Raw genomic sequence first — 14469 nt, 5'->3', positions numbered from 1 at the left:
TATCATAAGGCTTTTGAAACTATCGCACCTCATGTTTGAATTCGCCCTCCCTTATGGCTTTCATTAAAGCTTTTTAATCTCTTATAAAAAATGGTGACCAAATTTGGTCACCAAAAATACTTAATAAAAACAATATACTAACTAGAAAATTATTAAATTATATGACGCTTTTTATTAGCAATAATTATTCATCTGGCTTGAACTTTAATAAATCACCAACGTCTACATTTAACAATATGCACAATTTTTCTAATGTTTCAAAATCAATACGAGTTGATTGACCATTATAAAGCTTATGTAAAGTCGTCTTACTCATTCCGGTTGCCCGAGCTACATCTGCCACTTTCATTCTTCGTTCCGCCAAAAGAACAGGCAAGTTACAAACTATCATTAATTACCACCATTGTATAATAAAGTACTTGCATGATGTATTAAACGCATTTATTATTGCATTGTGATCTTAAATAACACCATTGTGATACTTTATAAAAGGATACAAACATGAATCTTACTTATATTACTACAAAAGAATTGGCAGAACGAATCCATTATAACGAACGTACCATTCGTAATCAGTTAAAGGATAGCGTTCTAATCGAAGGTATTCATTACATCCGCCCTTTTGGTGGACGCAAAATTTTATATGTATGGGAGCGTATTGAAGAAGATATGACTAAAACCACTTTAGGCTCGCTACACAGCCTACAACTTCAATAAGGAGGATATTATTATGGCTGCCATCCGTACTAGATACGGTAAGTTATGTGTCGATTTTCGATACTTAAACATCCGTTGTCGTGAAACAACAGCTCTTGAAGACAATGCTCCAAATCGCAAAAAGCTTGAAAAAGTGATTGAGCGAATGGAAGCGGAAATCTTATTGGGTATTTTTGACTATGCTAAGTACTTTCCAAAAAGTTCTCGTTTGAAAGAAATCAAAAATGCAGAAAACAGAGTAAATGAAATCAGCTCTAAAACACCTCTATTTTCAAAGTTCTGTGAAATCTGGTTCACTGATAAAGAAATAGAGTGGCGTACAAGCTATAAGGAGAAAATTCAAATTGTAATCAAAAAGTACTTGATCCCTTTTTTTGGCGCAATTCCTGTTATTAATATTAAAAAGTCAGACATTCTTGGATTCCGTTCATCCCTCGCCAAAGTGACTCACGGAAAAAACCAAGAATGCCTTTCACCATCAAGAATCAACCAGATTATGATAGTGCTTCGTATGATACTCGATAGTGCTGCCGAACGATATGAATTTGATAGCCCTTATAAAAATATCAAGAACTTAAAGCAAGGAAAGATTGAAGTAACACCTTTTTCATTAAAGGAAGTACACGCAATCCTTGCCACAGTTCGTGATGATTTTAAGCCTTATTATACTGTTCGATTTTTCACAGGTATGCGCACCAGTGAGATCGATGGCTTGCAATGGAAAAATGTGGACTTACAACGTCGGGAAATCCACATTCGTGAAGCATTGGTGAATGGGGAGCTTGGTGGAACTAAAACTTATGGTTCTGACCGCACGATCCAGATGAGTGATCGGGTTTATCAGGCCTTTCTGCAACAAAAAAGCTTAAATTCTGGAAAATCAGAATTTGTATTTTGTAATCGCGATGGTGGGCCGCTTGATTATCGCCTGGTCAATAAGCGTGTCTGGCATCCCCTGCTACGCTATTTAGGGCTAAAACCTCGTCGTGCTTATCAAACACGTCATACTGCAGCTACGCTCTGGCTGTCGGCAGGCGAGAACCCAGAATGGATTGCACGCCAGCTGGGACATTCAACGACTGAAATGCTATTCCGGGTCTATAGCCGTTACATCCCCAATGTGACGCGCCGCGATGGCAGTGCATTTGAAGCCATGCTGGAAAAACTAAATACAGAGGAGCTTGCACATGAATAGTAAAGCTTTCTTTGGTGGTGTGGTCGTCAGCGCTGAAGCAGATATGGTCGCGCGTGAACTCATTCACGAGTTACACATTCCCAAACTGCACAATCTGGCCTTTTTGCTGGAAATCAATAAATGCTTCGATGATCACCAAGCATTAAGACTTTGGCTACAGCGAATGCTGGATGAAGGGCAAGCCCATTACGATGACTTGGCTCAACAGGCCCGTCTCCGGTTAATGAGTCTCGCTCACTCATAAAACAAACATAAAAGGTCATCAAATCGATGACCTTAGCCCTTCTATACCTATAAAAAGGTGAACACATGCATAAAGATATTTCAATTTGGATGCCACTCTATATTGGCGACCTACAGGCGAAATTTGCACGAATGACGGCAGAACAAATTGGTGCGGCACTGCTGTTAATGATGGATTTCTGGAAAAATGGTGCCATCCCTCATGACCTAGCTACTGTATGTAGCATCACGAAATTACCTCAGCACACCAAGGCTAAAACTTTGTTGAATACGCTGATGGCTCTGGAATTGTTTGAAGTCGAGTCTGAGCAGATTCATTCAAGTTTTTTAACCAGTTTAAAAAGCCAGGCATTGCAAAATCAGCAAATGAAATCTGATAAAGCTAAAAATGCAGCTCAAGCACGCTGGAATAAATCCGCAAGTAATGCTCAAGCATCAACCAAGCAACGAAAAGTAAATGCTCAAGCAGCTCCTGAGAAGAGCTCGAGTATTACTCAAGCCATGCTTGAATCATGCCCTTCATCTTCATCTTCATCTTCATCTTCATCTTCATCTTCATCTTCATCTTCATCTTCATCTTCATCTCCAAATTTTGAAGAAAAAAATGAGGATTTTTTAGAAAATTCCAAATGGATTTAGGAGAGTGATCATGAATACCATGCTTAAAACGCTCCAGTTTCGCACAGAAACAACGGAAACACTTTGCCCTACCCATCATATACCCCTGATGGAAATCGCTGGTCACAAGCTATGTAAATTGTGTGCCAAAGAAACCGTCCATCACTCACATGCAGCCTATGCAGATGAGTTGCAACAGCGATTGCTACAACAGAAAATCAAAAACTCAGGGCTCAATAAACGCTACCTGGATCGTGGCTTCAAGAATTATGTAGTTGCATGCCCTGCACAAGACAATACCATCAAACTATGTCAGGCCTTTGCACAGCAGATTATTTCTGACCACAACCCGAACATGTTGATGATTGGTACACCAGGTACAGGTAAAACCCATCTGAGTGCATCAATTATTCGCAACATTCTGCATAACAGTACAAAATCTGCACGCTACTATACCAGTGCAGAAATTGCTCAAAAAATGATGGACACTTGGTCAGATGCTTCACGCTCTGAAAAGGAAGTCATCGACCATTTCTCCAGCTTTGATTTATTAGTGATTGATGAATATGGCCTGCATGACCGGCATGAAAAACGCCTGGAGATGGTGCATAAGGTCTTATATAGTCGTTATGACAATATGAAATCTACCCTGCTGATTTCCAATTTCACAGTCCAAAATATGCAGCGGGATTTAGGTGTCCGATTATGGTCAAGGTTGCATGAAAATAGCCTGATCATTGTTCCATGCTACTGGGCAGATCAAAGGATTACTTAATACTGCTTGCAAAAAAGAGCCTTGTTAGACGGCTCTTTTTAACTTATCTCTTTTTTAAATTAAGTGGCTTTGTTGCACAAACCTATCTGTAAAGGCTTTTTCAGCGATATAATTTTCAAATGAAGAAGCCTACACACAAAATCTACCGCACAACCAATTGGCCCGCATATAACCGAGCACTCATGAGTCGCGGAAATATTGCCATTTGGTTTGATCCTGCTACGCAATGGTATGCGCCCCTTCTAAGCTAGGTTTGTGCAACAAAGCCTTACCTCAATTAAAATCCCACATAAAACTTCTCAATCAACTGCCTTGTCTTCACCATTAAACTGGTCAAAACATTATCTCGCTCAAACAGCTTCACTTTATAGTTCGGTAAGTCTTTCAACTCTTCTTTACGTGGCAAACGATGCGTATATTCATAGTGATCGAGTACTTCTTTCATCGCTTCAGGCTTTAGATTTTCCTGCTCACAAAGCTGCTGGTAAGCCTGTTCTTTTTCGATATCCCAAAATTGTGCAAAGGCATCTTGTACGCTTTGACCATTGATCATCTTCGGCATGTTTTCTTCAATGAACTTCTGAATCAGTTCCTGCTTGTCATGCAAGGTAACTTCATTACCAATTAGATCATGTATCTGTGCTTCGTATTTCTTGCGTTTGGCCTCATCCCCGCTATCCAGAGCCATTTGCAGCAAATTGATAATATAGCCCACATTGATCCGGTCACTATGTAGCAGATCCAATTGGAAATCGACATCATCCAGTACAGAGACTTTTTCTTTTTTCGTAGTCTTGCGTACATCACGACATAAGTCAGCATACTTGGAAGCAAAATTGGCAAAGTGCTGTTTATCTAAAGCGGTCTGGTTCTGATCGTATTCGATAAAGGTTTGCAGCTGAGCGTTATAACGCATCACTTCACGGAAGGCCTTAATAAACTCCAACTGCTGATCTTCTGTCATGAGATCATCCACGCTTTGATAATCAGGCGTGATCTTGAGCAACTTCTGAACAGCAGCATCATAATCCTGCTTAATTTCCTCAAAGCTTGGAACCAGTACCACCTTTTGCGCATCTTTATTGGAAAATAGCGCCAGTGCTTCATCTGTCGCACGTTTTAGGTTGCGGAAACAGATGATATTGCCAAATGGTTTTTTATCGTTATAGACACGGTTGGTGCGTGAGAATGCTTGAATCAAACCATGATATTTTAGGTTTTTATCGACATACAAGGTATTTAACGGCTTAGAGTCAAAGCCCGTGAGGAACATATTGACCACGATTAGAATATCAATCTGTCTGTTTTTTACGCGCTGTGCAATGTCGCGGTAGTACGCATAAAATTGATCACCAGAATTGTAGTTGGTTTTAAACTGTCGGTTGTAATTGGCAATGTAGCGATCCAGCTTATCCCGACTGGATGAATTGACCTGACTTGGAATATCTGCGGCTTCTTCATGAATCAAGCCAGTTAAGTCATCAGTCGGTACAGCCTCATTTGCCGCATAGGAAAAGATAGTGGCAATGGTCAACGGTTTAAATATCCGACCTTGTGCTTCATCTTCAATTTGCTTTTCAGCCTGCACCTTTTCAAAGAGGTCGTAATATTGGGTCAGTGTTTCGACCGAACTGACACAGAACATTGCGGTAAATTCGCGATTACGAGTTTTGGTATCGTGAATATTGACAATGTAGCGGGCAATCATTTCAAGGCGTTGCGGATTGTCATACAGTTCTTTGGTATCGATGCCTTCTACATCTTCCTCATAACTTTCATTCGTCGCCATGCCTTTGGCGGTGTATTTGCCACGATAATCAATCTGGAACTGCAAGACGTTACGGTCACGGATGGCATCGACAATCACGTATTTATGCAAACACTCATTAAACAGGTAGTCTGTGGTGAGTTTTAAACCTGCTTTGCTTTGGCTGTTCTTTTCAAAAATAGGCGTACCGGTAAAACCAAACATTTGTGCATTGCTGAAGAATTTTTTGATGTTCTGATGAGTCTCACCAAATTGACTGCGATGACATTCATCAAAAATAAACACCACTTTTTTATTTTTAAGATAATCAATCGATTCTAAATAACGCTCGGTGCTGATGGCCCGATTGAGTTTTTGGATGGTGGTCACAATCAGTTTGTCATGACGTTGATCCAGCTGTTTCACCAAGGTCGATGTGTTATCGGTGCTGTCCACGCTGTCGGCTTTAAAAGCATTAAATTCGCGTGAGGTTTGCGTATCGAGGTCGTTACGATCCACCACAAACAGGACTTTTTCTACATCAGGCATTTGCATGATGATCTGACTGGCTTTAAAAGAAGTCAGGGTTTTGCCTGAACCTGTAGTATGCCAGATATAGCCGTTCTGATTGGAGTTTTGCACATGCTGCACAATTTTCTGTACTGCATAAATCTGATAGGGACGCAGCACCATCAGGCTTTTTGTGGTTTCTAGCAGCACCATGTACTGGGTCAGCATTTGGGTTAGATGCCGCTGATTTAAAAATGCCTCGGCAAAGTCGACAATTTCATTGATGTGCTTGTTATGGACATCCGCCCAGGGAAAGGCAAACTCGATGCCTGTGGTACCGTTTGAATAATAACGGGTATTGGCACCATTACTAATCACAAAGAGCTGAATAAAACCAAACAGCCCTTGCCCTGCCCAATAGGCTTCACGGGTATAACGCTGGGTCTGGTTAAAGGCTTCGGCGATTTCCATGCCGCGTTTTTTCAGCTCGATCTGTACCAAAGGCAAACCATTGACCAGTAAGGTCACATCAAAACGGCTGGTACGGCCGTTATAGTCGCGGTGGTCGATAGTAATTTGATTGGTGACCTGATAGATATTTTTGCTTGGGTCATCGGACAGGAAAAAAAGGTGTTTACTGGTTCCATCATCAAATTTGACTGGGAACAGATCACGCAGATTCTTGGCGCGTTCAAACACTGTGCCCGTGTTCAAAAAACTGATGACCTGTTTCCATTCCGTTTCTGACAGAGGCGCTAGTCCATTGGCGCGTTCGACTTGGGTTTTGAGGTTAGACAGTAGTTGGCTTTCATCCTTGAGCGTGACTGAGGCATAACCTAATTGTTGCAGTTGGCCGATCAGTTCATTTTCAAGTTGATATTCGCTTTGTACTGTCATTTCCTTTCCCTCTAAAATCTTAAATTATTCACTTCAATGTTTGTTTAATTAAACTCAAGATATATTCTAAATTTTCTGTATCTGAGACGATCACCTCACAATCACCATTTCCCCAATGTCCAATATTGGTCACATCTTTCGCGAGCTGTTTCGGGTCATCCAGTTGATTAAAAGGCATATTCAGCCATATACGAATTTGCTTTGTCCCAATACTCATATAGACATAGTTACGCTTACCCTTACGGAAGGCGATGTACATTTTCTTGGGATGAACCTCTAAATCGGTGGTTAAGCCCAGAATTGAGTCCCTGAATTGCTCATATAGCTCTTTGATGTCATCGGACTTATCCGCCAAGTGATAGGCTTCATCATATTGCTGGATTTCTTTAGTAATTTTTTGAATATCTTCAGAGTCAACCTTTTGTACTTGCTTAATTGAAGGGGCTGATTTGGCTTTCTGCAATGGATTGACTGAAACAATTCCACCTTGATAGCGTTTGATTTCCCACAGCTCAATGCCCAAATCTTTAAAATTAGTAGACTGCTTTTGAAAGTCGGTAAAGCTCGGTGAAACAAAGATGATTCGACTTTGTGACCAGTCGACATCCTGACGTTTAAGCTGTTTGCTCTGGCTCTCATTGTACTCAACGATAAAATCTGCCTTGTAGTCGAGCATCAGATTCAGATAAGAAACGCCTTGGTCGATCACGCTATAATTGCGTTCACGCTTGTATTCGATAATTACAAACGCCTGACTTTCGGGATCGAAAGCCAGTGTATCTATACGATTATTCTTGATCGTGAACTCGGACTTGATGAATTCCAGACCTGTAAAACTGTAAAGATTGCTTTCAAACAGGCTTTGAATTTCTCTTTCCAAACGAAAAGGATCTTCGGTGAGTTCTAGTAATGTCTGTGCTTGGGTTTGATAAAGCTGCATTAAAAATCTCGAATTATTTATTCTTCAAATGTTTGTCTAAGCGGATTCCTCAAAGAAACGCTATATAAAAGTTTTAATCTCTCAATTGTCATTGGAAGACCATTTTCGGTTTTATGGAGCATGGCGTGACAATTTGGACAGACTGGTCTTAGATCTTCTTTAGGGTCTACTTCATATTGTTCGCCAATCGTGTGCAAAGACTTAAGATGATGTACATGGATGAAATCTTTAGCAAATGAGCCATACATATGTTCAAAGCTCAAGCCACAAACGCAACAACGTGTTCCATAAATTTCTATACATTTAGCCCTTGCTTCAGGGTTACGCTCATATTTATTCACTAAAACCGTTTGCTTAGCTCCTTCAGGAAAAGTTTCATTTTCTAAACCTGCTTCATCTGGATAGTCGGTATTCACACTATCAGTTTTAAACTCATTAAAAATATGAGTTAAAAAAATGCGGATTGGATCATTTGAAGCTTTATCTCGATCTGTGCGACGGCCTTGAATAGGAGCATCAGGAATTAAGTTTTCCTGTCTGAAATATTCAAAAGACAAAGTGGATTTATCCACTTTGTTTAACTTTTCAAAAATAGAGTACCCACCTAGATAACTTTCAATTTTCTTTTTATCCGACCAAAATGCTTTCTGTGCTACTGGGTATTCTGAGTTTTCCGCATGCCCAATAACTTTGAATTGATACATCACCTTTGAGATGGGTTGGGTCACATATACATGAACAATATCATTGATTTGTAACCCTTTACCTTCACTAGTGGCTGAATTCTTCCAATAAATCTGCGGCAAAGCCTCATAAGCTGCTTCTAAATCAAACTCAGCATAATTCACGGTTACTAGCCAATTTGCCATAACTTCCCCCCTACACAAACATCTGCTGTAACAAACCTTTTTTCCAAGTTTTGGCCTGTTCAATTTGCTGTGCCACCACTTCAATTTTTTGGTCAATCGCAGATAAGAAATTAGCAATCTTGGTCTGTTCTTGTATGCAAGGCAGTTGAATAGTCATTGCTAAAAATACACTTTGGTTAATACGCTTAGCTTTTCTACTTCCATCAGCCTCCTCTCCATTTTTTTTATAAAAATCTTTTTGAAAAAAGCGATTAAGTAGAAAATATGGATTAGCTACTGATTGATCAATATTAAAAGCAGGTGCGTCAATCGTTGATTCAAAGCCATCTAAGTGTTGTGGAATAATTCCAAATGCACAATTAAGAAAATCAAGCTTTCCATAAATAAGCTGACCTGCTGAGCGTCTGTAATATTGGGTATTTTCACTTCCTTGAAATGCTTCATTTTTAGGGATTACACCTTTCCCCCATAATTTTACAGTCAATTTTCTAGCTTCATCACCCTTATTACCCTTAACCAAGCTCTCTGTTAAAAAGTTATCTAAAGTGGTTTCTTCCCACTCCCCAAACTCACTACCATCATCCGCTTTAAAACGAATCTGCTGACTAAACAACTTCTGCATCATGCCTTGTTTGTATTGGCTCAGTAGCTCATGTTTTTGCGTGAGTTGGCTAATCTTTTCATCCACTGCAGAAAGAAAAGAGGCAATTTTGGTTTGTTCGGGTTTTGATGGTATGTGTAGTTTATGTTTATATAAGTGAGTTGTAGAGATAAAAGGCTGGTCACTACCAATCGAACTATTTAAAACATAATTTTTTACATCCTTTTGGAAAATTTGAAAAATAAAGCCACTATCAATTTCGTTTTTTTTAAACTCTAATTTTCCGACACGCTGATAAAGAATAGATGGACTATCTTGTTTAGTTAATTTTGCTATTTTTAACTGATCATTGGTCACAGGTCTATTTAAAGCTAAAACAATATCATCTTCATTTAAAACTAAATCTTGATGATTCTCTAAATAATTGTGTGGTACGAATTTAACGTTATGAGTCCATTTAACTGTCCCATAACCCACATTTTCAATCTGTAAAAGGCGTATAGCTTCCTCAGTTGTATATTCTTCTGCTTTGAATCCTAAGCCCGATTTAATTTTTAAAAAATTCCCAATAGCTACAGAGTTCCAATATACATCAAACTCTCTAAATCTTAACTTTGGCGCAGCCATTACTTCACCTCCGCAAACGGTGAAACAATACCTAGCTCTTTGCAAAACTCTGCAATCATGGCATCAGTTTTTGGCTGTCTTGTTCCAAAGCTTGAAGCTGTTTTGCAATCGCATCTAAATCAATCTCGGCTTCTGCTTCAAAGGTATCGACATAACGTGGAATATTCAGGTTGTAATCGTTGTCTTTGACTTCTTGCAAAGTCGCCACATGCGCATATTTTTCAATATTTTCACGCTTTTCAAATGCCGCGACAATCTTATCCAAATGCTCAGGCAATAACTTGTTTTGGTTCTTCTGCTTTTCAAAATCATTGCTGGCATCAATAAACAAAATATTGTCTTTATGCTCACGGTTTCTCTTCAACACCAAAATACAGGTCGGAATCGAGGTGCCATAGAAAATATTGGCAGGTAAACCAATAATCGCATCCACCACGTTCAACTGTTCAATCAAATACTGACGAATCACGCCCTCACTCGAACCACGGAACAAGACGCCATGCGGTAACACCACCGCCATCGTGCCGTTGTCATCCAGTTGATACAGCATGTGCTGTACAAACGCCATATCGGCTTTAGAACTTGGCGCCAGTTTGCCATACGCAGCAAAACGCTCATCTTGTAAAAATAAAGGATCGGCAGACCATTTTGCAGAAAATGGCGGATTCGCCACCACCGCATCAAACTTTTTATCTAAATGCTGCGGACGGGTTAAAGTATTTTCCTGCTTGATGTCGAACTTGGCAAAATGCACATCATGTAGAATCATGTTCATACGTGCCAAGTTGTAAGTAGTACGGTTCATCTCCTGACCGTAAATCATATCGACATCTTTCACTTCACGTTTTACCCGAAGCAATAACGAACCTGAACCGCAAGTCGGGTCATAGACTGAACGTAAACGGTCTTTGCCTTGGGTGACAATCTTTGCCAGTAAAGTCGATACCGTTTGCGGGGTATAGAATTCCCCCGCTTTTTTACCTGCGCCTGAGGCAAATTCACCAATCAGGTATTCGTAGGCATCGCCCAGTACATCGGCTTCGGTATTGGAAATATCAAAATCAATATCATCTAAATGACTCAGGACTTTCGCCACCAGTGCATTACGGTCACTGGCATTATTGCCAAGCTTGGTCGAGTTTAGATCCAAATCTTCAAACAGGTTGGCAAAGTCATCGGCAGAGTCGGTGCCTAACGTGCTTTGTTCAATCGATTTTAAGGTCGCAGTTAAATCATCCAAAATGAATTCGCCCTGACGACCACGCTCGGCTAAGGTATGGAATAGCTGTTTTGGTGTAAGCGCATAACCGACTTCGGCAATGGCATTCTTTTTAATTTCTTCGATGTACGGCACATGCTCAGGATTATTTTCATCTAATTCTAAAAAGCTGAGGTCTTCGCCATCTAGCAATTCGTTGGCAAAGTTCACCGACTTTTCTGATAAATATTTAAAGAAAATAAAACCCAGAATGTAATCACGGAATTCATCGGCGCCCATGGTGCCACGCAAAGTATTGGCAATATTCCAAAGTTGTTTTTGTAGCTGTTGTAGTTGCACCTGGGTCATTTTTATAGAAGTCCAATTAAGTGAATCATTAATCAAATGATTTTACCTAAAATTCTAAATTATGCAGCAGTAAAAAGGTGGACAAGGACAGGAATTGTCGCGGTCAAGCGATGTAATCTGTCAATTCAGGCGCTAGATAGAGACATAATCTAAACTATATAGCAGCCTACTCCAGTAATCTTCACTACAGAAAAATAAAGACATTAAAGTACTCCAGATATGGGACTAAACACCTAATATATGTTTATCTTTTCCACCTAGCCAGACTAAATATTCATTCTCTATTGCCTGCTTATACGCCCAGTCGGCAACCCGATGCGAACGTTGCAGATCGGTTAAAAAACCTAATTGAGAAATTTCCCGAACAATAGATTGATCATGTAGATAGTTCCGCTCCTGCCACTGTTGCAGAAATTGTTCTGACGCCAAATAATTACTTTTTTGTGAGTTGCACTTTTCATCCGCCAGGACAAAATTATGTCCGGTATCGGCAGGATATAATGACCATGGAATAAAATGATCCACGGCATATTTTGAATTTTTTAGGCTTTTGCCACAGTAAAAACACTGGCATTGCTGTACGTCAATTAAGAAGTCCGCGACCTTCCCCAGTTGATTGCGACTTGGGGCAAACATGAATTCATCTAGATCAGGCAAACCATCCAGTACCACTAGGTTCTGCTTGTTTAGCCGAACAAAATCAATCCAGCGCTTCTGGCACAACTCTTCAATGATTTCACTAAATTGTCTTAAGCAATACATCACCTTGGGCAACAGCTTGAGGGACTGCTTGGAATCTTCAAGACTATAGAGAAACTCTATGGTTTGACCATTCAAATTCTGCAAATACACCACCGGCATTTGCTTGACGGTTACTGCAACCACTTTCTTAAGCTGATTCCAGTGCAACTGGTCTTTTCTCAACGCGGCCAAGGTCTTGAATTGTTGCTGTGCTTTCTGGATTTCACTGATGATCTTTGCCTGCTTACCAGTGCTTTGATGAATAGTAAAAGGCTCATACTGGTTAAACTGAAACGGCAGTGACTGTTTCCAGTATAAGTCAATAAACTTTTCAGCAATATCCTGATATTCTAAATGCAAGGCAGCACCAGTATCTTGCCCCTGTTCAATCGCCAGACGCGTGATACTTATCAGCAAAGCAAACTTATATGTCGAAGTAAAAGTCCCTGACTGCAAAATCTGCTGAATATGCTTTAAGAATTTCAACTGTTCTTGAGGGGTTGGTATTTCGGCTATACTGAATAACATATCTAAGCCTGCACTTTTCTAATCAGAATATTCATCCACTCTTCTGTACGCTCTGGACGTTTATCTACAGTAATCCATTGTTGTAACAGTAAAGCCTGATCTATTTGTTTGAGTAAGTCATGAGCTTGCTGTTCATTCAAGTCAGTAAAGCTGCGCCCCTCTATCTCACGGTCTGTATTGCCATACTTAAAAGACATGTAACACACACCATTTAGCTTTAATGCTTTGAATATAAGCCCCAGCACTTCAGTTAGGCGATCTCTTTCACAATGTAAAAGAGATGCACAAGCCCAAATACCATCGTATTTATTATTCTCAGCTAGATCATAAAAACTTTGCTGACGTACTTCAATATTGGTCAGCTCCCTGGCCTTTTTAACCAGCTCGGCAGAATAATCAATTGCCTCAACTTGATAGCCTTTTTTCTTAAATGCCAAAGTGTCCCGCCCCGAGCCACAGCCCAAATCTAGGATCAATGCCTGTTCCGGCAAATATCTTAGAAATGGTGCGTAAAGACTTTCCATCTCAACCTGATAGGTATTTTCAAAAAATGCTTGAGCATGTTGATTGTAATAATTTGATGTTTGATTCATTGTCTAAAAGCCAATATCTTATGTTAAAGAACATACTGATTTTTCACTAGATAAGTCAAATGATCAGTCCTATGAATGAATCAAACTCTTATTTCACTGTATCCGGACAACTGAGATAGAAACCAAACTGGTTCTTGTAAATGGAAAAAATATGGGCTTCAGATTTCGCAAGAGTATTAAAATATTACCTGGATTAAAAATCAATCTGACGCATAAAGGCATCAGCAGTGCAAGCATTGGCAAACCTGGTGCTTCTTTAAATATTGGCAAAAAAGGTACGCGAACCAGCGTTGGTATTCCTGGCACAGGCCTATCCTATTCAAAACACCAGCCCTATAAGAACAGAGTTGGCAACCAAAAAAATCCTACTCAGGAACAACAATCGTTCTATACATCACATACTGAGAAACCCAAATCGAATGTCTGGATTTGGGTGATTTTTGGATTATTTTGTTTTATTGTCGGGGCAATTCTTTTTTAGAATTCACCGCTCTTTTTACCGATAATATTCCTCCTGCTAGGCAAAATCTGATTCATTCATTACTATGGACGGATGTTAAGTACAATAAAGGTTGCCTCTGATGTCAGACAATCACCATACTCACGATTATGATGAAAATGATTTAATCGACTCTCCCTTATCTCAAGTTTTACAGGAACATAATCAGCAGGTCGAAATTCTCATTTATCGACTGCCTGACAGTGATTGGACACTGGAAGTGGTGAACCAAAGTGGTACTTCTACGGTATGGGATGAAACATTCCCGTCAGATCAGGAAGCTCTATCTGTCGCTTTAGATGGAATTAAAGCCGCAGGCGGTATTCAAGCATTTTCCGAACTCAGTGACCTCGAAGCAAAGAAAAATATTTTTCCTGAATCCCTTACTCGCCATTAAAAATGAAGCTGCTGGCGTGGATCTGAATCAGTATTTTCTGGATTCTTAGAACCTATCGCGATGATAGGTTCACCTCAACCCAAACCCATCTAGGGTTGAAGGGTCAAAATTTTCATCAAACATAAACTCATCTGCTCGCTCTTTTTTTAATGTCGCAAGTGCATAAAAAAAACATTTCTCACATAACTGCAATTCATATCTTTCCCCGTCATGCTTAGAACCATAGCCCCAATGCGCCGATAAAGTTCCAAACTCCAGTTTCGTTGATTGGTTGCATACATCACATACAACATCTGTAACGACTTCTACCTGTTTCAGTTGTTTAATTTCCATCTTAAGAGCTTATAAATTTCGCAGATTCAAATCCCAAGTGCGACACATTTGTAGTTAGTTGAAAAAGTTAGG

15 protein-coding genes and 2 pseudogenes are annotated in these 14469 nt (G+C 39.8%); 8 read left to right on the top strand and 9 right to left on the bottom strand.

Annotated features, from left to right (window positions below):
* Positions 1-184: 184 nt before the first annotated feature.
* The gene (locus GW12_RS07310) at positions 185-391 is read right to left on the bottom strand and encodes a helix-turn-helix transcriptional regulator (protein ID WP_081403472.1); all 207 of its coding nucleotides are present in this window, start codon (positions 389-391) and stop codon (positions 185-187) included.
* A gap of 110 nt (positions 392-501) precedes the next feature.
* Between GW12_RS07310 and GW12_RS07305 the strand changes: the two genes are divergently transcribed.
* The 6 genes and pseudogenes from GW12_RS07305 to GW12_RS15670 all read left to right on the top strand — a co-directional run.
* Positions 502-717 carry a hypothetical protein gene (locus GW12_RS07305; protein WP_001054887.1) on the top strand — a complete coding sequence of 72 codons (216 nt, stop codon included), beginning with the start codon at positions 502-504 and terminating at the stop codon, positions 715-717.
* 13 nt (positions 718-730) lie between these two features.
* On the top strand, positions 731-1912 hold the full coding sequence (locus GW12_RS07300) for a site-specific integrase (protein WP_034585587.1): 1182 nt from the start codon (positions 731-733) through the stop codon (positions 1910-1912).
* Entirely contained in the window at positions 1905-2156 is a 252-nt protein-coding gene (locus GW12_RS07295; protein WP_034585583.1) for a hypothetical protein, read from the top strand. Before GW12_RS07300 ends, GW12_RS07295 begins: the two co-directional genes overlap by 8 nt.
* A 65-nt stretch (positions 2157-2221) precedes the next feature.
* Entirely contained in the window at positions 2222-2794 is a 573-nt protein-coding gene (locus tag GW12_RS07290) for a DUF1376 domain-containing protein (RefSeq protein ID WP_034585580.1), read from the top strand.
* Between the two features lie 10 nt (positions 2795-2804).
* Positions 2805-3548: an ATP-binding protein gene (locus GW12_RS07285; RefSeq protein WP_016658955.1), complete on the top strand. Its 744-nt coding sequence runs from the start codon at positions 2805-2807 to the stop codon at positions 3546-3548.
* Between the two features lie 119 nt (positions 3549-3667).
* Positions 3668-3784: pseudogene (locus GW12_RS15670) on the top strand (IS5/IS1182 family transposase); the annotation flags it as partial.
* A 41-nt stretch (positions 3785-3825) separates the two neighbouring features.
* Here GW12_RS15670 and GW12_RS07280 read toward each other — a convergent pair.
* The 7 genes and pseudogenes from GW12_RS07280 to GW12_RS07250 all read right to left on the bottom strand — a co-directional run bounded on the left by GW12_RS07280 (position 3826) and on the right by GW12_RS07250 (position 13168).
* Positions 3826-6702, bottom strand: coding sequence for a type I restriction endonuclease subunit R (locus GW12_RS07280; RefSeq protein WP_034585577.1), 2877 nt, complete (start codon positions 6700-6702; stop codon positions 3826-3828).
* A 28-nt stretch (positions 6703-6730) separates the two neighbouring features.
* Positions 6731-7642, bottom strand: coding sequence for a DUF5655 domain-containing protein (locus tag GW12_RS07275; RefSeq protein ID WP_034585574.1), 912 nt, complete (start codon positions 7640-7642; stop codon positions 6731-6733).
* Positions 7643-7659: 17 nt separating this feature from the next.
* Entirely contained in the window at positions 7660-8511 is an 852-nt protein-coding gene (locus GW12_RS07270) for an HNH endonuclease (RefSeq protein WP_034585572.1), read from the bottom strand.
* A gap of 10 nt (positions 8512-8521) precedes the next feature.
* The gene (locus GW12_RS07265) at positions 8522-9739 is read right to left on the bottom strand and encodes a restriction endonuclease subunit S (protein ID WP_034585569.1); all 1218 of its coding nucleotides are present in this window, start codon (positions 9737-9739) and stop codon (positions 8522-8524) included.
* A pseudogene (locus GW12_RS07260) lies at positions 9739-11306 on the bottom strand (type I restriction-modification system subunit M). The gene GW12_RS07265 and the pseudogene GW12_RS07260 overlap by 1 nt, the downstream one beginning before the upstream one ends.
* A 225-nt stretch (positions 11307-11531) precedes the next feature.
* Entirely contained in the window at positions 11532-12575 is a 1044-nt protein-coding gene (locus tag GW12_RS07255) for an HNH endonuclease (protein ID WP_034585565.1), read from the bottom strand.
* A 2-nt stretch (positions 12576-12577) separates the two neighbouring features.
* Positions 12578-13168: a bifunctional 2-polyprenyl-6-hydroxyphenol methylase/3-demethylubiquinol 3-O-methyltransferase UbiG gene (locus GW12_RS07250; protein WP_016658949.1), complete on the bottom strand. Its 591-nt coding sequence runs from the start codon at positions 13166-13168 to the stop codon at positions 12578-12580.
* A 151-nt stretch (positions 13169-13319) separates the two neighbouring features.
* Between GW12_RS07250 and GW12_RS07245 the strand changes: the two genes are divergently transcribed.
* A complete protein-coding gene (locus GW12_RS07245) occupies positions 13320-13649 on the top strand; it encodes a DUF4236 domain-containing protein (RefSeq protein WP_034585562.1) in 330 nt (109 codons plus the stop codon).
* A gap of 100 nt (positions 13650-13749) precedes the next feature.
* Positions 13750-14064 carry a hypothetical protein gene (locus tag GW12_RS07240; protein WP_034585559.1) on the top strand — a complete coding sequence of 105 codons (315 nt, stop codon included), beginning with the start codon at positions 13750-13752 and terminating at the stop codon, positions 14062-14064.
* A gap of 69 nt (positions 14065-14133) precedes the next feature.
* On the opposite strand, the gene GW12_RS07235 is transcribed toward GW12_RS07240, so the two are convergent.
* On the bottom strand, positions 14134-14397 hold the full coding sequence (locus tag GW12_RS07235) for a hypothetical protein (protein WP_034585555.1): 264 nt from the start codon (positions 14395-14397) through the stop codon (positions 14134-14136).
* Positions 14398-14469 lie beyond the last annotated feature (72 nt).

It is taken from the genome of Acinetobacter sp. HR7 (assembly GCF_000773685.1).
In the GTDB taxonomy this organism is placed as follows: Bacteria; Pseudomonadota; Gammaproteobacteria; order Pseudomonadales; family Moraxellaceae; genus Acinetobacter; species Acinetobacter thermotolerans.
The sequence above is the reverse complement of the archived record's forward strand: the minus strand, read 5'-3'. Positions and strand labels throughout refer to the sequence as shown.